Genomic DNA, 15,151 nt, shown 5'->3' on the forward strand with positions numbered 1-15,151 from the left:
CGCACGTCTCGGATACCTATCGCGACTACTACATCACACACACCATCGATCTTCCGACGTTCCTCGCACGTGAAAAAGCCGATCTTGCAAAAAATCCCGCGGTTCCCACGTCGCACTGATCTTCACGCGAAAGGTCGCCATCCGCTCACCGTCGCGCTATGAACGAAGGATGAACAGGAAGGGAGACCGTCATGGCCGCGCGACGTGAAACCTCTCCCGGACAGGGAGATGACCTGTTCGGCAGCCCCACGCAGGACATTCCAAAGTCCGCCCGCAACGCAGGCGCACACGCCCCCACCCCGCCACTGGCGGACCGCCTGCGCCCCGCGCGGCTGGAAGACGTGGTGGGACAGGATCAGCTCCTTGGTCCAAATGGCGCGCTGACCCTCATGCTGGAGCGTGGCTCGCTCGCCAGCCTCATTCTGTGGGGCGGTCCCGGCGTGGGCAAGACCACCATCGCCCGGCTGCTGGCAAAAGCTGCAAACCTTCGCTTCACGCAGATCTCGGCGGTGTTCTCAGGCGTGGCCGACCTCAAAAAGGTGTTCGAGGAAGCGCGGGCCTATGCGCAGACCGGACGCGGCACGCTCCTGTTCGTCGATGAGATCCATCGCTTCAACCGCGCCCAGCAGGACGGATTCCTGCCCGTGGTGGAGGATGGAACCATCGTGCTGGTGGGCGCTACGACTGAAAACCCCTCCTTTGCCCTGAATTCGGCGCTGCTTTCACGCTGTCAGGTCATGGTGCTGCGTCGTCTGGACGATCCGGCGCTTGAAGCTCTTCTGGTCCGCGCGGAAGAAGAAACGGGCCGCACCCTGCCGCTGACGGAAGCCGGACGCGCCACGCTACGCGCCATGGCAGACGGCGACGGGCGCTATCTGCTCAACATGGTCGAGCAGATCCTGAGTCTGAAAACCGCCAAACCCCTCGACCCGCAGGAACTCGCCCGCCTGCTGGCCAAGCGCGCCGTGCTGTACGACAAGGACCGTGAGGAGCACTACAACCTCATCTCGGCGCTGCATAAATCCCTGCGCGGCTCGGACCCGGACGCGGCGCTCTACTGGTTCGCCCGGATGCTCGAAGGCGGGGAAGACCCGCGCTACCTCGCCCGCCGCCTGACACGCTTCGCCGCCGAGGACGTGGGCATGGCCGATCCGTCCGCCCTGCCGCTGGCCATCGCGGCATGGGAAACGTATGAGCGCCTCGGCTCTCCCGAAGGCGAACTGGCGCTGGCGCAGCTTGTGGTGCATCTCGGCACCGCGCCAAAGTCCAATGCGGTCTACAAGGCTTACGGCGCGGCACGTCGGGCGGCGAAAGCCACTGGCAGCCTTATGCCCCCTGCCCATATTCTCAACGCCCCCACCAAGCTGATGCAGGACATCGGCTATGGCGATGGCTATCAGTATGACCACGATGCTGAGGAAGGCTTCTCCGGACAGAATTATTTTCCCGACGGCATGAAGCGGCAGCGCTTCTACAACCCGACAGGCCGGGGATATGAACACGAAGTCCGCCGCAGGCTGGACACATGGGCCAAAATGAGGGCAAGCCGCGCAACAGGCGGACCCAGCAGAACCGGTCCATGAGCAAGCAAGACACAGGGCGGAACGGATGAGTGTGACCATGCGGACGGTAAGCGAGGACGAAGCGGACATCCGCCTCGACCGGTATTTCCGTCGTCATTATCCGCATCTGACACAGGGTGCGCTCCAGAAGCTCTGCCGCACCGGACAGATCCGCGTGGACGGCAAACGGGTAGAGGCAAAGACACGCCTCGAACCCGGTCAGTCCGTGCGCGTACCACCCATTCCCGCATCCGAAAAACACGCCAAGGATGGTCCTCGCCCGCTGGATGAACGACTGGCGCGCGAGATCCGCAAGATGGTGGTCTACTCGGACGACAAGGTGATCGTGCTCAACAAGCCGTCCGGCCTCGCCACACAGGGCGGCCCCGGCATCACGCAACATATCGACATGATGCTCGATGGCCTGCGCGAAGGCGATGATCCGCGTCCACGCCTCGTGCATCGCATCGACAAGGACACCTCCGGCCTGCTGCTGCTCGCCCGCACGCCCGGCGTGGCCGCCAAACTCGCCGCCGCCTTCCGTGGACGTGATGTAAAGAAAACCTACTGGGCCGTTGTGGTCGGTCGCCCCGATCCACTCTCGGGCGAGATCGACCAGCCGCTGGCACGGCTTGGCGGAGGACCGGGCGCCATCACCATCGCCGCGGAACGTAGCGACGAAGATGCCCAATCCGCGCGCTCGGATTATGAAGTGCTGGATTCCGCTGGCAAGAAGTTCTCATGGCTCGCGCTCTCTCCGCTCACGGGCCGCACGCATCAGCTTCGCGTGCATTGCGAGGTGCTTGGCACGCCCATTCTCGGTGATCCGAAATACGGTGGAGAGAAGGCGCATCCGGACGGTTTTGAAGATCGGCTGCACCTGCATGCCCGCAGCCTCATGCTGCCGCATCCCTCCGGTGGGACGCTGGAAGTCAGCGCCGAACTGCCGCCGCATATGCGCGAGACTTTTCGCAGCCTCGGCTTCATTGCCGGTTCCACCCCCGCCCCCCGCAGGAGATGACCATGCGCTTTCGCACCAAGCTCGGCCTTACCCTCGGCGGTTGCGCGGTCCTGCTGGGCGGCACCACGCTGGCCTCGGGCCTGATGGACGCCAACTGGGCGCGCACACGGCTGGTGCAGGCCGTGGCGGAGAAGACAGGGCGCACACTGCGCATCGACAGCCTGCATGTCTGGCTGCTGCCTACACCGTGGATCAGCGCGCAGGGCGTAGGACTGACGGACGGCACACCCACGGGCAAAGACATGTTCAGCGCCCGCGAGATCCGCGCCCGTGTGGCCTTCGGCCCGCTGTTCCAGCATCGCGTAGTGCTGGACAATGTGGTGATGTCCGCCCCCCAACTCGATCTGGAGCGCGATGTGGACGGCCATGCCAACTGGCACTTCACGCCGCTGGAGCATCAAAGCACTGGTAGTGGTGGCACAACCTCCGGCCAGCACTGGAACGTCTCTGTCGCGTCCCTGCATCTGCGCGATGGCGGTCTGATCTGGAACGACGCGAAGCAGAATCTGAGCGGCACCGCCACCCTCGATCGGGTGAACGCGAAGGGGCTGGACGGCTCCCTCGTCACGCTCGACGCCCGCGTTCATCATGGCGCGGGCGCTGTGAAGCTGAACGGCACGACCGGTCCTCTGCCCCCCACAAAGGGTCAGCCATGGCCGCTGAACGCCGATCTGACCTTCACCGCCAGCGGCAAACCGGCAGGCCGTCTGCATGTCGGTGGCGTGGTGACGGACCCCGATCAGGGCGGGACGGCCATGGACCTTCAGCTTGAAGGCGCGCTGGATCATCTGCGCGATCTGGAAACCCTTTTCCCCCGCGCCGGGCTGCCGGATGCCTCCAACCTCACGCTTCAGGCCGGACTTGCGGGTAGCCTGACTGATCCGACCCTGCGCATGGTGCATCTGCGTGCCCAAAGCACGGATCTTTCGCGCGTGCTGCCGGGCCTGCGCGCCGACACGCTGGCGATCGACGCCGATCACCCCGATGACCTGACGGATATGGCCCTCAATGGCCGCCTGCGCGACCTTCCCGTTGCTCTGCGCGGCACGCTCGGCACACCTGACCAGACACTGCACGCCGTGCGTAAACCGGATGCCGTGCCCCTGCCCGTCACGCTCGCGCTGGTGAATGGCGCCACCTCGATCAAGGCTTCAGGGGAAGTGGGCGGTCGCAAGACCTCTCTGGAAGTCCACGGCGCGCTGCCGACCTTCGAACTCGGCGCCGGCCGTCCAGCATTTGAAGACCTCAAGGTGGACGGCCATGTGGCCTCGACCGCCCCGGTCTCCAGCTTCAATGGCCCGGATCTGCCGGCCCTGCTCCGCAGCAGCACGGCAACGCTGGCCGTGGTGGCAGCACGCGCAAGCTGGCAGTCCGTTGCATGGGAGAACGTGGAAGCGCACGTCACCGCCGACGATGGCAAGCTCACCATCGACCCGCTGCACGGCAACGGAACCGGCACGGCGCAGGGCATTGCGCAGTCGGGCCGTGTGGCGCTGGACGCCAGCGGCTCTGTCCCGCGTCTGGACATCAGCGCCCAGCCGCTGGTCCTGCCTTCTCAGGTGGTGCAGGGCTGGATCGGCATGCCGCAGCTTGTGAACGGCTCGCTCCAGATCGTGGGCAGCGTCACGGCGAATGGCGATGACCTCGCCGCATGGCGTCAGAGCGCCGTGGGGCATGTCGGCCTGTCGATGGTGGGCGGTCGTGTGAGCGGCAAGACTCTCGCCTCGCTCATCGGGCGCGGGATTCCGGTGCATGGCAATATCGGCCTGCGCTGCTTTGGCACCCACATGCAACTGGCCGATGGTCATGCTGACCTTGGCCAGCTTGGGCTGGAAGCCGATGGGTTGTCCCTGTCCGGCCACGGCACCGTGGACCTGACCAATGGGCAGCTTGACCTGCATCTGGCACCGCGCATCGGCATCGGTAGTGCCGCCGCGGCCTCACCCGTTGCGGTGAAAGGCACCATCGACGCGCCACAGCCCCGACTGGAACCGGGCAGCGACGGACGCTTTGCCATTTCCATCGGCGGACCGGGCGGCAGCGATGCCTGCCCCGATCTGCTCTCCGCCGCCCGCGAAGGTGGTCCCGGCCCTGCGGCCGCAGCCCCTCCGAAGGGCAAGGGGGGCGTGATGGATCTGCTCAAGGGATTGTTGCGATGAGCACAGACAAGAAACGCTTCTCCGCCGACGGTCCCGCCCCGCGCCAGCGTTTCTGGAAAGAGGCAGGCGTGCAGGAGCGCGCGGACGGCTTCACCATCACGCTCGACGGCAAATCAGTGCGTCTGCCGGGCGGCAATCCTCTGTGCGTGACGGCCCGTCCGCTGGCCGAGGCTCTGGCCGCCGAATGGGCCGCCGCCGGACTGGACGACCCGAAAGGCCGCTTCACCCCCGCCGATCTGCCGCTGACACGCATCGCAGGCACCAAGATCGAGCGCGTGCGCCCCGAGCGCGAGCACATCATCGCGACACTGGCCGATTATGGCGCGCATGATCTGCTGTGCTACCGCGCCGAGACCGAAGGCCCGCTAACTGTCCGTCAGGCCGAGGAATGGCAGCCATGGCTGGACTGGCTGAATGAGCGCCACGGCATCACGCTCCGCGTCACGCATGGGATGATGCCCATCAAACAGCCCGAACCCGCCCTGCAACGCCTCCGCACACTTCTGGCCACCCGCAACGATGCTGATCTGGCCGCCCTCGGTGTGGCCGTGCCCGCACTGGGGAGCCTCGTGCTTGGGCTGGCTCTGGCCGATGGCGCGATCACGCCCGCTCAGGCGGTGGCGGCGGCCTCAGTGGATGAGCGCGTGCAGATGGAACGGTGGGGTGAGGATGCTGCGATCTTGGACCGGATCGCGGCGATGAACGAGGACGTGATGGACGCGGCGAGGTTTATGGAGTTGGGGCGGAGGTGAGAGGTGGCGGGTTTCGCCTCTTCGCAGACATACAGTGCCTGAATCTACCTTTCCGTATGACGGACATGGTGTGGCTGCCTGCTCTCTACAAATAAAATACTTAATGTCTAAGACGAGCTATCAACCCTATACCAGAAACAGCAGCATGACGTTAGAAATTTCTTCTTAACACTCTGGAGCGGTATGTAAAAAATAGAGGTTCTCTAACTCAGAATAGGGGGCATATTGGGGACGAAATTGGCCTACTTGATAATCCACATATGATATACTTGAAACCGGTCTTCCTCGCATTCAAAATAGCCTTTATTAACGAGCCTCGCCCGGCTCTTAGAAACACCAAAAATTCTTTCAGGATCTTGTATATTCGATGTCTTGGTTGGGTCATGCATCCAATCTCTATACATCTTGGTATATTCTGCGGAAAACATAATATTTCCATGATCATCCTCGACGCAACAACCATTGAATCGTAGTCCCTTGGCTCTTTGAAGTAACCGAAGCTCTTCTATCGTGACTGAAAAAAATTCAGCACCCCCGGTAACGCGGTCCATATGAACTCTATCGATCATGGCGGCGAGTTTGAGCTTGCTATGCGTCTTTTCCAAGCATGTGATAAATTCCTGTGTCGTGAGGCCGAAATCCAAAAATGCCCAGTAGGTCAGAAGCAACGCGATCTTTGACTCAGCACGGATCACGACAGGAAACTGTTCCTGCTCTAAGCCATGGTCATCTCCATGCGCGACACTGTTGCGAACTTTCTTGATCAGTGAGAACTCCTCCTCTGATAGATTGATAATTTTTGTAATATCAGTATCCGTCTCTTTAATTGCCAATCTATACTTACTTTCGAAATTGAATTTTTTTGATACAAATGCCTTCTTGGCGATCTCAACGATTTTATCTCGCTCATCAGAGAGCATGGCTGGAAGTTTTCTCGTAAGATCTTGGCGGAATTTTCTTATTTTCTTCGAGGAAGGCGGTAAAGATTCAGAGAGGGAGGCTCTATCAAACCTAATGTTCAAGTAGCTATCTAAGAGACTGACATAACCTAGTGCTTTGTATTCCCAGAATCCGTCGTATCTCTGCATGCCCGATAGACGTACCCAACAAACCTTTCTGTACTTAGATTGGTAATAGTGGTCGAAGATCGACTGCCACCGTCCGTCTAGCGCAGGCTGTTGGATAAAGCACCGAATCCAAAAGCTACTATCATCTTTGGCCCGTTTGGGTCGTTCAAACGTGGGAAAATAGATCCGATAGGGGCGACCACATCCCTGTGAAACAACAACGCTTATGATGGTGGCTGGATAGGCTAGCAAAATAGAAAGTAAGCATGAGAGTTCATGGGGCTTTGCCTTCACATCAGCAAGGCTGAACTTGCTCGCTTTAGTAGAAAAAATGAACTCCACATACTCATGTAGTACGAGATCCTCGCCCAATTGACTGCGAGAGCTACAATACACGCTTCGTAGATCGAAGTGCTCCTCATCTGTTTCGACGCTGACATCGATATCCTTTGGAATTTGTGTCCAGTTGAGCATTTTACCAACTGAACCATCAACCGTCCGCCAGTGGAGAAACCATTCTGATACGTCACTGTAACGCACTGAAATTGAGTCAACCGCCACTTCTTTTAAATCGCCGTCGATCACATAGTCTGCGTAAAGAACAATGCCGTTAGCCGTGCAGTCACAGAGACAAAATGCGCTTCCTTCGTTCGTTACCGCCCTAACGAGATCAAATTTCGCGTTATCTCTGCGTAACTCTAAGGCATTATCTGAGATTAAGAGATCGACGCAAGCCCATTGATTACCTCCAAAAGATAGAACCCCAGATCCTAGTCGTCCGAGTTGATCGTGATATAATTTGACGTCAAAATTCTTTAGCTCTGGATTATGATCATTTTTACGCATGTCGCATCCTCATCGAGAATCAAGTGTGTTTTTTCAAGCCGGAGGTAAATTTGATCTATTCATTCGATATTATTATCATGCTACTTTCGTGTGGTAGTGAGATTGCCGCCTCAGAGCGAGAGTAATAGGCGCTTAAAACACCAATATATTCGACGGCATGTCCATTAACACTATCCCGACAAAACGTAGCTCCGAGTTGCGTCACTCGATCCATTATATGTGTCAGAATGCTAAACATAACGGCCCGTAACAGCCATAAACACGGCTGAACTATTCTTCGACTTACGCCAGCACTCTACCACATGGATGGCGGCTTGCCTCTTTACCCACCTTAGCAACAGACATTCCGGTTTCCCCAAAAGCCACCCCTCCCATTACAAACTCACACCATCCCGCCATGCTCCCGCCACGATCCTCCGTCACGAGTGCGGCTCTCACACAAGACAGCACTCACGGAGAGCGTGTCATGGATCGACCCCAAGCCCCCATTTTCGCCCGCACCGTCACGCAGCGCATGAGCCGCGCAACGGCCCGCACCCTCGCCACCTGCGCCATGGGCGCTTGGGTGGCGCTGGCGGTCGTGCCGTTTGTCATGGTGCTGATCGAACTGGGCTGACGCGCCCCTTTCAGGAGCGTGTGCGACCCTTCGCGGCGCCCGGCTTACCGCCACGCCCGCGACCACGCTTCGCGTCCGGATCATAGCCACCGCCGCCCGGCCCGAGCGGTGTGGGTGTCGTGTTGCGCTTACGTCCCGGGCCTCCACCCTGACGCGGCGCTGTTGGCGGTGGCGGCTCGATGCCGAGTTGCAGCGCCTCCAGCCGTTTCACCTCGTCGCGCAGACGCGCCGCCGTCTCGAACTCCAGATCGGCCGCAGCAGCGCGCATCTTCTTTTCCAGTTCCGCAATCGTGGCATCCAGATTTTTGCCCACGAACTCGTCGGCTTCCGCGCCTTCCGTCGGTGTGACGGTGACGTAGTCCTGCTCGAACACGGAGCCGACGATGTTGCCGATCTGCTTGCGCACGCTCTGCGGCGTGATGCCGTGCGCCTCGTTCCACGCGGACTGTTTTTCACGCCGCCGCGCGGTTTCCTCGATGGCGTATTTCAGGCTGTCGGTCATGCGGTCGGCATAGAGCAGCACGCGGCCGTCCACATTTCGCGCCGCACGTCCGATGGTCTGGATCAGTGACGTGCGTGAACGCAGGAAACCTTCCTTGTCCGCATCCAGAATGGCGACGAGCGAACATTCGGGAATATCCAGTCCCTCACGCAGCAGATTGATGCCGATCAGCACATCGAACGCGCCCAGTCGCAGGTCACGAATGATCTCGATACGTTCCAGCGTGTCGATGTCCGAGTGCAGATAGCGCACACGGATACCGGCCTCATCCAGATATTCCGTCAGGTCTTCAGCCATACGCTTGGTCAGCACCGTGACCAGCACACGCCCACCTTTGCCGATGGTCTCGCGACACTCCGCCAGCAGGTCATCGACCTGCCGTTCCACAGGGCGCACTTCCGTCACAGGATCGATCAACCCGGTCGGGCGGATTACCTGTTCGCTGAACGCGCCCTCGGTCCGCTCCATTTCCCACGGTCCGGGCGTCGCGCTGACAAACAGACTCTGCGGGCGGTAAGCGTCCCACTCCCCAAACTTGAGCGGACGATTGTCGAGGCAGGATGGCAGACGAAAACCGAACTCTGACAGCACGGATTTGCGCGCGTGATCCCCGCGCTCCATGCCGCCGATCTGCGGCACGGTGACGTGACTCTCATCGACAATCAGCAGCGCGTCTTCAGGCAGATATTCAAACAGCGTCGGCGGTGGTTCGCCCGGTTTGCGGCCCGAGAGATAGCGTGAATAGTTCTCGATCCCCTTACAGACGCCCGTCGTCTCCATCATTTCGAGATCGAACTGCGTGCGCTGTTGCAGCCGTTCGGCCTCCAGCAACTTGCCGTCCGTCACGAACTGGTCCAACCGGGTTTTCAGTTCCTGCTTGATACCGATGATGGCCTGATTGAGCGTCGGACGTGGTGTGACGTAATGGCTGTTGGCATACAGGCCGACTTCCGCCAGATCGGCGGTTTTCTCGCCCGTCAGCGGATCGAACTCAATAATCTGGTCGATCTCGTCCCCGAACAGGGAGATGCGCCACGCCCGATCCTCGTTCTGGGAAGGGAAGATATCGATGCTCTCGCCACGTACACGGAACGCGCCACGCGCGAACGCCGCGTCGTTGCGGCGATACTGCAACTCCACAAGCGCTTTAATGAGCCGGTCGCGGTCGATCTCGCCTCCCACTTCCAGCCGCACAACCATGCGTGAGTAGGTCTCGACCGAACCAATGCCGTAAATGCACGAGACAGACGCCACGATGATGACGTCATTGCGCTCCAGAAGCGCCTGCGTAGCGGCGTGGCGCATGCGGTCGATCTGTTCGTTGATCTGACTGTCTTTTTCGATATAGGTGTCCGAACGCGGCACATACGCTTCAGGCTGATAATAATCGTAGTAACTGACGAAGTATTCCACCGCATTTTCAGGGAAGAACTGCTTCATTTCTCCGTAAAGCTGCGCTGCAAGCGTCTTGTTGGGAGCAAGAATGAGCGTGGGTTTCTGCGTCGCCTCGATCACCTTGGCCATGGTGAAGGTCTTGCCCGAACCCGTCACGCCCAAGAGAACCTGATCGCGCTCTCCCTGCTCCACTCCCGCCACAAGTTCCTTAATGGCCTGCGGCTGATCTCCTGCGGGCTCGTATTCCGAGACCACCTTCATGCGGAACTTCTTCTCGCGCGGGGCAAGACGTTCGGGCTGGAACAGGAGAGCCGGCGTGCTGCCGGAAACGGGACGTGCGCTGGATGCCATCATTCTGAAATGGCGTGTCGAAGGTCAGACCGCAAGAGCGGCAGCCCGTCCGGATGGCATAAAGCCACCCGGACGGTGCAGTCGATCAGCGGCGCCACCACCCTGCACGCGGGGCCGCGGGCGGCGCATCATCTTCGATCACGGTCGGCTCGACCATGATGACCGGCTTGCGCTCATTGCCTTTGTCCATTTTGGAACCAGCCTTAGCTTTCGCCTCAACAGGCTTTTCCGCCGGCACGGAAGCCTCCTCAGCCGGACTTACCTCCGCTTCCGGTTCCGCGGCCTTACGCCGGGTGCGCGTGCGGCGACGCGGCTTTGCAGGCTCTTCCTCCTCCGGTGCAGGAGCGGCCTCTTCCGATGTCGTCACGTCCGCTTTAACGGCAGGTGTCTCCTCACTGGGAGCAACCGCCTCCTCTGCTGCCGGACGGCGACGGCGGCCGCGCCCACGACCCCGTGACGGCTTTTCCTCCGTTGCTTCGGCTTCAGGTGCCATCACACTGGTTTCCGCAACTGTAGCAATTGCCTCATCCGGCTCGGCCACAAGGTCCGTGCCGGCGGGTGCGGACACCGCGCCGCGATCGGCCTGAAGGTCTGCCTGCTCCATGATATCAAAGATATCGAAGCTGCCTCCAAACGGATCGGCCGGTGTCGGACCACGCCATTCGCGCGCTGCCGGAGCAGGGGCCGCCCGCGGGGTCGGCGCAGGCGCTGCTGCCTGTGCTGGCGCAGAGGCCACCTGCCGGTCCGTCTGCGGAACCTTCCGCGAGTGACGGGTGCGCGTGCGTCCCGGCACAAGATTTTCTTCCGCAGCCTCTTCGGACACCGGTGCAGAAGGCCGCCCGTTCACGGCAGCGGCAGCACCATCGGCGTTACCGTTGGTCTCAGCGGCGATGCCATTTTCTTCGCGCTGCCCGTTTCCGTTGCCACGACGGCGACGGCGGCGACGGCGGCGACGCACGCCATTCTCGCCCTCATCCTGCGTTTCCACCGGCGCTTCATCGCCATTACCGGTTTCCCGCGCCGTTTCTGGCGGTGTGTCGGAAATGGCGATCACACGACGGTTCGTGGCTTCATCCTCAACAACTGGCGTCACATCGTTGTTGGACGTTTCCGGCTCAACCCGCAGATCGCTGGTGACGGTCGCGGGCTCCGGCGCGTCACGACGAACCGTCTGCGCACGCCGTCGCTCAATGCGTATCTCGGGAGGAGGGAGCGTCGCATCGGCCGTGAAGATCACGGTCATGTGGTGCCGCCGCTCGATGGAATCGAGCCAGTCGCGCTTGTTGTTGAGGATGTAGAGAGCGATCTCGGCCGCGACATGGACGTTGATTTCGGCCGCGCGGCGATTGCCCCCCTCTTCCTCGATGGCGCGCAGGACATGCAGCGCCGAGCTTTCGATCCCGCGCACGATGCCGGTGCCCTGACAGTGCGGACACATGGCAAAGGCGGATTCCGCAACGGACGGGCGCAGCCGCTGACGCGACATCTCCAGCAGACCGAAATGCGAGATTCCGCCCACCTGAATACGCGCGCGATCATTGCGCAGCGCGTCCTTCAGACGGCGCTCCACCTGCGTATTGTGGCGGCGGGACTCCATGTCGATGAAGTCGATGACGATCAGACCGGCCAGATCGCGCAGACGCAACTGGCGAGCCACTTCATCGGCGGCCTCCAGATTGGTGCGGACCGCCGTTTCCTCGATGTTTCGCTCACGCGTCGCGCGGCCCGAGTTCACATCGATGGAAACCAGCGCTTCGGTCTGGTTGATGACGAGATAGCCACCGGATTTGAGCTGCACCGTGGGCGAGAGCATCGCATCCAGCAGCCCCTCCACATGGTAGTGGCTGAACAGCGGCTGGCTTTCCTTGCGCCACAGGCGGACCTTGCCCGCATTCTGCGGCATGAGCATCCGCATGAAGTCGCGCGCGCCACGCCACGCCGGCTCACCATCGACGATGATTTCCTCGATGTCGCGACTGTACACATCACGAATGGCGCGCTTGACGAGGCTCGCCTCCTCGTAAATCAGCGCCGGAGCGACGGATTTCAGTGTGTGCTCGCGAATTTCATCCCACAGATGCAGGAGATACTCGCAATCTCGCATGACTTCCGGACGCGGACGCTGAGCGCCGGCGGTCCGCACGATCATGGCCATGCCGCGCGGAAGCTGAAGCTCGGAAATAATGTCGCGCAGGCGCTTGCGGTCGTTGACCGACGTGATCTTGCGCGACACGCCGCCACCACGCAGCGCGTTGGGCATCAGCACACAGTAACGCCCCGCCAGCGAGACATAAGTGGTCAGGGCCGCGCCCTTGTTGCCGCGCTCTTCCTTGACCACCTGCACCAGCAGAATCTGTCGGCGACGAATGACTTCCTGAATCTTGTAGCTGCGCAGGAAGCGGGCCATGCGCTTCTGGACGAGGGCTTCTTCACCCGTATCCGTCTCACCCCCCACGCTTTCGGGGGCGCTGTCCTTGGCCTCGGTCGCGCCATTGTCGTCCGCGACTGTCTCGTCCGCCACGTCGCTCTCACCTTCCGCTGCCGTATCCTCCTCGGACTCGGCGCTTTCGGCGTCTTCTTCCTGCAGCGCGAGGAGCTTCTCGCGATCCGCGACGGGGATCTGATAGTAATCAGGATGGATTTCGCTGAAGGCGAGGAAACCGTGGCGGTTGCCGCCGTAATCGACGAACGCGGCCTGCAGGCTCGGCTCGACGCGGATTACCTTGGCAAGATAGATATTGCCCTTGAGCTGCTTCCGGTTGGAGGCCTCGACGTCGTAATCGTCAAGACGGTTTCCGTCCATCACGACGACGCGCGTTTCTTCCGCGTGTGTCGCATCTATCAGCATGCGTTTGGTCATTAAGGAAAAAACTCCGGCGCCCCGGCGTTCGTCCAGCCGGGCGCAGCCGGACCCAGACGGTCCGGGCGCCACGCGGGAACGCTGCGGGCGAATTGATGGCTTGATCCGGGGAGATGAGCGCACACCGCAGCGCGACAGGGCACAGGCTGAATGAGGGGGACATGACAGCAAAACGGGCCGGACCTGACTGGCCTGCCTTCGCTTTCTGTCGTGTCGCCGTAACTGCTCTCATCCGTCCCTGTCGATCAAGCGTAGGTGGCGCTCCGTCCGCAGCGCGCCCGCGTCCCTGACTTGAGGCAACACGGCCACGGCTCCGCCCGGGCGACGTGGACGGTCGTCTTCGGACGGACCACGTTGTAGCGAACATGGAGCAAAGAGTCGCGCCGCGCAAGCGCCCACAGCCAGAGTGCGTTGGAGAGCAAAGCGTTAATGACTTGCAACCGACTGCATGTCAGGATGCGCCCGCAGGATCTGGCAACAGGATGAGGTCATGACGCGGAAGCCGAAAGCGGACAGCGCGAAAGAACATATCGCCGCGCCATCGCGGGCGGTTTTCCGACAAGGAAACGTGACACAGACCGCAGGACCGCTTCCCTCGGACGGGACCGATGGGTTGCTCTACAGCACCACACAGCGCCGCCATCTCCTGCTCGCCGGATTGGCCACACCGCTTATCAGCGCCTCCGCCCTTGCCCGCGCGCCAACACATACAGCAAAGAAAAGTGCGCCCCACCACCACGCGCTGGCTGCTCCCGCCATCATCCGCGGAGCGGCCCCTCTGCCGCCGCTGGTCATGCTCGACCCCGGCCATGGGGGAAAAGACCCCGGCGCCATCGGCCTGTCGGGCACGTATGAAAAACACGTCTCGGAAGCCGCCGCTGCCGAACTGGAGCGGCAACTGCTCTCATCAGGGCGCTACCGTGTGGCCATGACCCGCACGGCGGATCGCTTCATCCCGCTCGAAGGACGTGTGGAGATGGCCCAAAACCGCAAGGCCGCGCTCTTCATTTCCATGCATGCGGACGCCCTGCACGACCCTTCGGTACGTGGAGCGAGCGTCTATACGCTGGCCAACACCGCGTCCGACGCCCAGACCGCCACTATTGCCAGCAGCGAGAACAGCGCCGACCTGTTCGGTGGTCCGCATGTCCACGCCACGTCCCCCGAAGTGCAGAAAATCCTCGCCAGCCTCGTTTCGGAAGAAACACGGCGCGGCTCGGCACACATGGCCAACGCCGTCGTCTCCTCCTTCCGTCAGCGCGTGGCTCTGCTGCAACATCCCAATCGTCACGCTGCTTTCGTCGTGCTCAAGGCCGCCGACATTCCCTCCGTACTTGTGGAAATGGGCTTCATGTCCAACCGCCAAGACGAGGCAGCTCTCCGGCAGGCCGGGCACCGCGCCATGGTGGCAGGGGCAATGCGTGACGCCATCGATCGCTACTTCGCAGCCTCCGGGCCCGGTATCGGCTGAGATTTTGTGGCCTATGTTTTCCTTCCAATCCGGACAAAGAGTGAATGACCCGAGTCAAAGGTTTCTTCCTGCGCGTGCTGCCCGCACTGGCCGCATTTGCGCTTGCGCCCACCCTTCCCGCTCAGGCGCGCGAGGTTGCGGCAAGCTGTGACAACGCGAGCTTTCTCGCCGCGCAATCCGACTTCGAGAATGGCGGCGCGCATGGCGACAGGGCCGTACATATCTGCGGCCGGGTGATCGCCGTCTCGCCTCGCGCACACCGCACCCGCAGCGGCGTGCATGGCTATTTCTATGTCGATGTCGGACAGGGCGTGTCGATCCGCATCGTCTCCAATCTCGATGAGATGAACGCCCCCGCGTGGCCGTGGGTCCACAAGGGTGACGAAGCCGATGTGATCGGGCGTTACTACTACGACTCTCCGCGCCGTCAGGGCATCGACTGGACCCATCGCGGCACGAGCCGCAAATGGGATGTGCCGGGCTCCATTACCGTGAACGGCAATCGCTACGAGTGACGGAACGGGCCTTCATTTCAACAGGATGAAGGCC

10 protein-coding genes are annotated in these 15,151 nt (G+C 61.2%); 7 read left to right on the top strand and 3 right to left on the bottom strand.

The annotated features are described in order from the left end of the window. Positions 1–191 precede the first annotated feature (191 nt). Genes KUA11_RS12580 through KUA11_RS12595 form a run of 4 tightly spaced genes read left to right on the top strand, consistent with a single transcriptional unit; the run spans position 192 to position 5,494 of the window. Positions 192–1,583 (top strand): replication-associated recombination protein A, encoded by a 1,392-nt coding sequence (locus KUA11_RS12580; RefSeq protein WP_217410735.1) that lies wholly within the window; start codon positions 192–194, stop codon positions 1,581–1,583. 25 nt (positions 1,584–1,608) lie between these two features. Continuing rightward, positions 1,609–2,583 carry an RluA family pseudouridine synthase gene (locus tag KUA11_RS12585; RefSeq protein ID WP_217410742.1) on the top strand — a complete coding sequence of 325 codons (975 nt, stop codon included), beginning with the start codon at positions 1,609–1,611 and terminating at the stop codon, positions 2,581–2,583. 2 nt (positions 2,584–2,585) lie between these two features. Further along, complete coding sequence (locus tag KUA11_RS12590; protein ID WP_254454920.1) at positions 2,586–4,742, top strand: AsmA family protein; 2,157 nt, start codon at positions 2,586–2,588, stop codon at positions 4,740–4,742. Next, complete coding sequence (locus KUA11_RS12595; protein ID WP_217410752.1) at positions 4,739–5,494, top strand: ATP12 family chaperone protein; 756 nt, start codon at positions 4,739–4,741, stop codon at positions 5,492–5,494. The genes KUA11_RS12590 and KUA11_RS12595 overlap by 4 nt, the downstream gene beginning before the upstream one ends. Before the next feature lie 242 nt (positions 5,495–5,736). Here the strand turns inward: KUA11_RS12595 and KUA11_RS12600 are convergent, their stop codons facing one another. Beyond that, positions 5,737–7,407, bottom strand: a complete 1,671-nt coding sequence (locus tag KUA11_RS12600) for an ApeA N-terminal domain 1-containing protein (RefSeq protein WP_217410754.1) — start codon at positions 7,405–7,407, stop codon at positions 5,737–5,739. A gap of 466 nt (positions 7,408–7,873) precedes the next feature. Between KUA11_RS12600 and KUA11_RS12605 the strand changes: the two genes are divergently transcribed. Beyond that, a complete protein-coding gene (locus KUA11_RS12605; protein ID WP_166318982.1) occupies positions 7,874–8,023 on the top strand; it encodes a hypothetical protein in 150 nt (49 codons plus the stop codon). A 10-nt stretch (positions 8,024–8,033) separates the two neighbouring features. On the opposite strand, the gene uvrB is transcribed toward KUA11_RS12605, so the two are convergent. Further along, entirely contained in the window at positions 8,034–10,274 is a 2,241-nt protein-coding gene (gene uvrB / locus KUA11_RS12610) for an excinuclease ABC subunit UvrB (RefSeq protein ID WP_408744204.1), read from the bottom strand. Between the two features lie 82 nt (positions 10,275–10,356). Beyond that, positions 10,357–13,131: an Rne/Rng family ribonuclease gene (locus KUA11_RS12615; RefSeq protein ID WP_217410760.1), complete on the bottom strand. Its 2,775-nt coding sequence runs from the start codon at positions 13,129–13,131 to the stop codon at positions 10,357–10,359. 490 nt (positions 13,132–13,621) lie between these two features. On the opposite strand from KUA11_RS12615, the gene KUA11_RS12620 reads away from it, so the two are divergent. Both KUA11_RS12620 and KUA11_RS12625 read left to right on the top strand, forming a co-directional pair. Then, positions 13,622–14,602: an N-acetylmuramoyl-L-alanine amidase family protein gene (locus KUA11_RS12620; protein ID WP_217410768.1), complete on the top strand. Its 981-nt coding sequence runs from the start codon at positions 13,622–13,624 to the stop codon at positions 14,600–14,602. 44 nt (positions 14,603–14,646) lie between these two features. Then, positions 14,647–15,117: a DUF3465 domain-containing protein gene (locus KUA11_RS12625; protein ID WP_217410774.1), complete on the top strand. Its 471-nt coding sequence runs from the start codon at positions 14,647–14,649 to the stop codon at positions 15,115–15,117. Positions 15,118–15,151: the final 34 nt, after the last annotated feature.

Source organism: Acetobacter estunensis, assembly GCF_019083805.1.
In the GTDB taxonomy this organism is placed as follows: domain Bacteria; phylum Pseudomonadota; class Alphaproteobacteria; order Acetobacterales; family Acetobacteraceae; genus Acetobacter; species Acetobacter estunensis_A.

Excerpts from the sequence above, each read along its gene's own strand:
- KUA11_RS12580 (WP_217410735.1), top strand. The coding sequence starts at position 192 with ATGGCCGCGCGACGTGAAACCTCTCCCGGACAGGGAGATGACCTGTTC.
- KUA11_RS12585 (WP_217410742.1), top strand. The coding sequence starts at position 1,609 with ATGAGTGTGACCATGCGGACGGTAAGCGAGGACGAAGCGGACATCCGC.
- KUA11_RS12590 (WP_254454920.1), top strand. The coding sequence starts at position 2,586 with ATGCGCTTTCGCACCAAGCTCGGCCTTACCCTCGGCGGTTGCGCGGTC.
- KUA11_RS12595 (WP_217410752.1), top strand. The coding sequence starts at position 4,739 with ATGAGCACAGACAAGAAACGCTTCTCCGCCGACGGTCCCGCCCCGCGC.
- KUA11_RS12600 (WP_217410754.1), bottom strand. The coding sequence starts at position 7,407 with ATGCGTAAAAATGATCATAATCCAGAGCTAAAGAATTTTGACGTCAAA.
- KUA11_RS12605 (WP_166318982.1), top strand. The coding sequence starts at position 7,874 with ATGGATCGACCCCAAGCCCCCATTTTCGCCCGCACCGTCACGCAGCGC.
- uvrB (WP_408744204.1), bottom strand. The coding sequence starts at position 10,274 with ATGATGGCATCCAGCGCACGTCCCGTTTCCGGCAGCACGCCGGCTCTC.
- KUA11_RS12615 (WP_217410760.1), bottom strand. The coding sequence starts at position 13,131 with ATGACCAAACGCATGCTGATAGATGCGACACACGCGGAAGAAACGCGC.
- KUA11_RS12620 (WP_217410768.1), top strand. The coding sequence starts at position 13,622 with ATGACGCGGAAGCCGAAAGCGGACAGCGCGAAAGAACATATCGCCGCG.
- KUA11_RS12625 (WP_217410774.1), top strand. The coding sequence starts at position 14,647 with ATGACCCGAGTCAAAGGTTTCTTCCTGCGCGTGCTGCCCGCACTGGCC.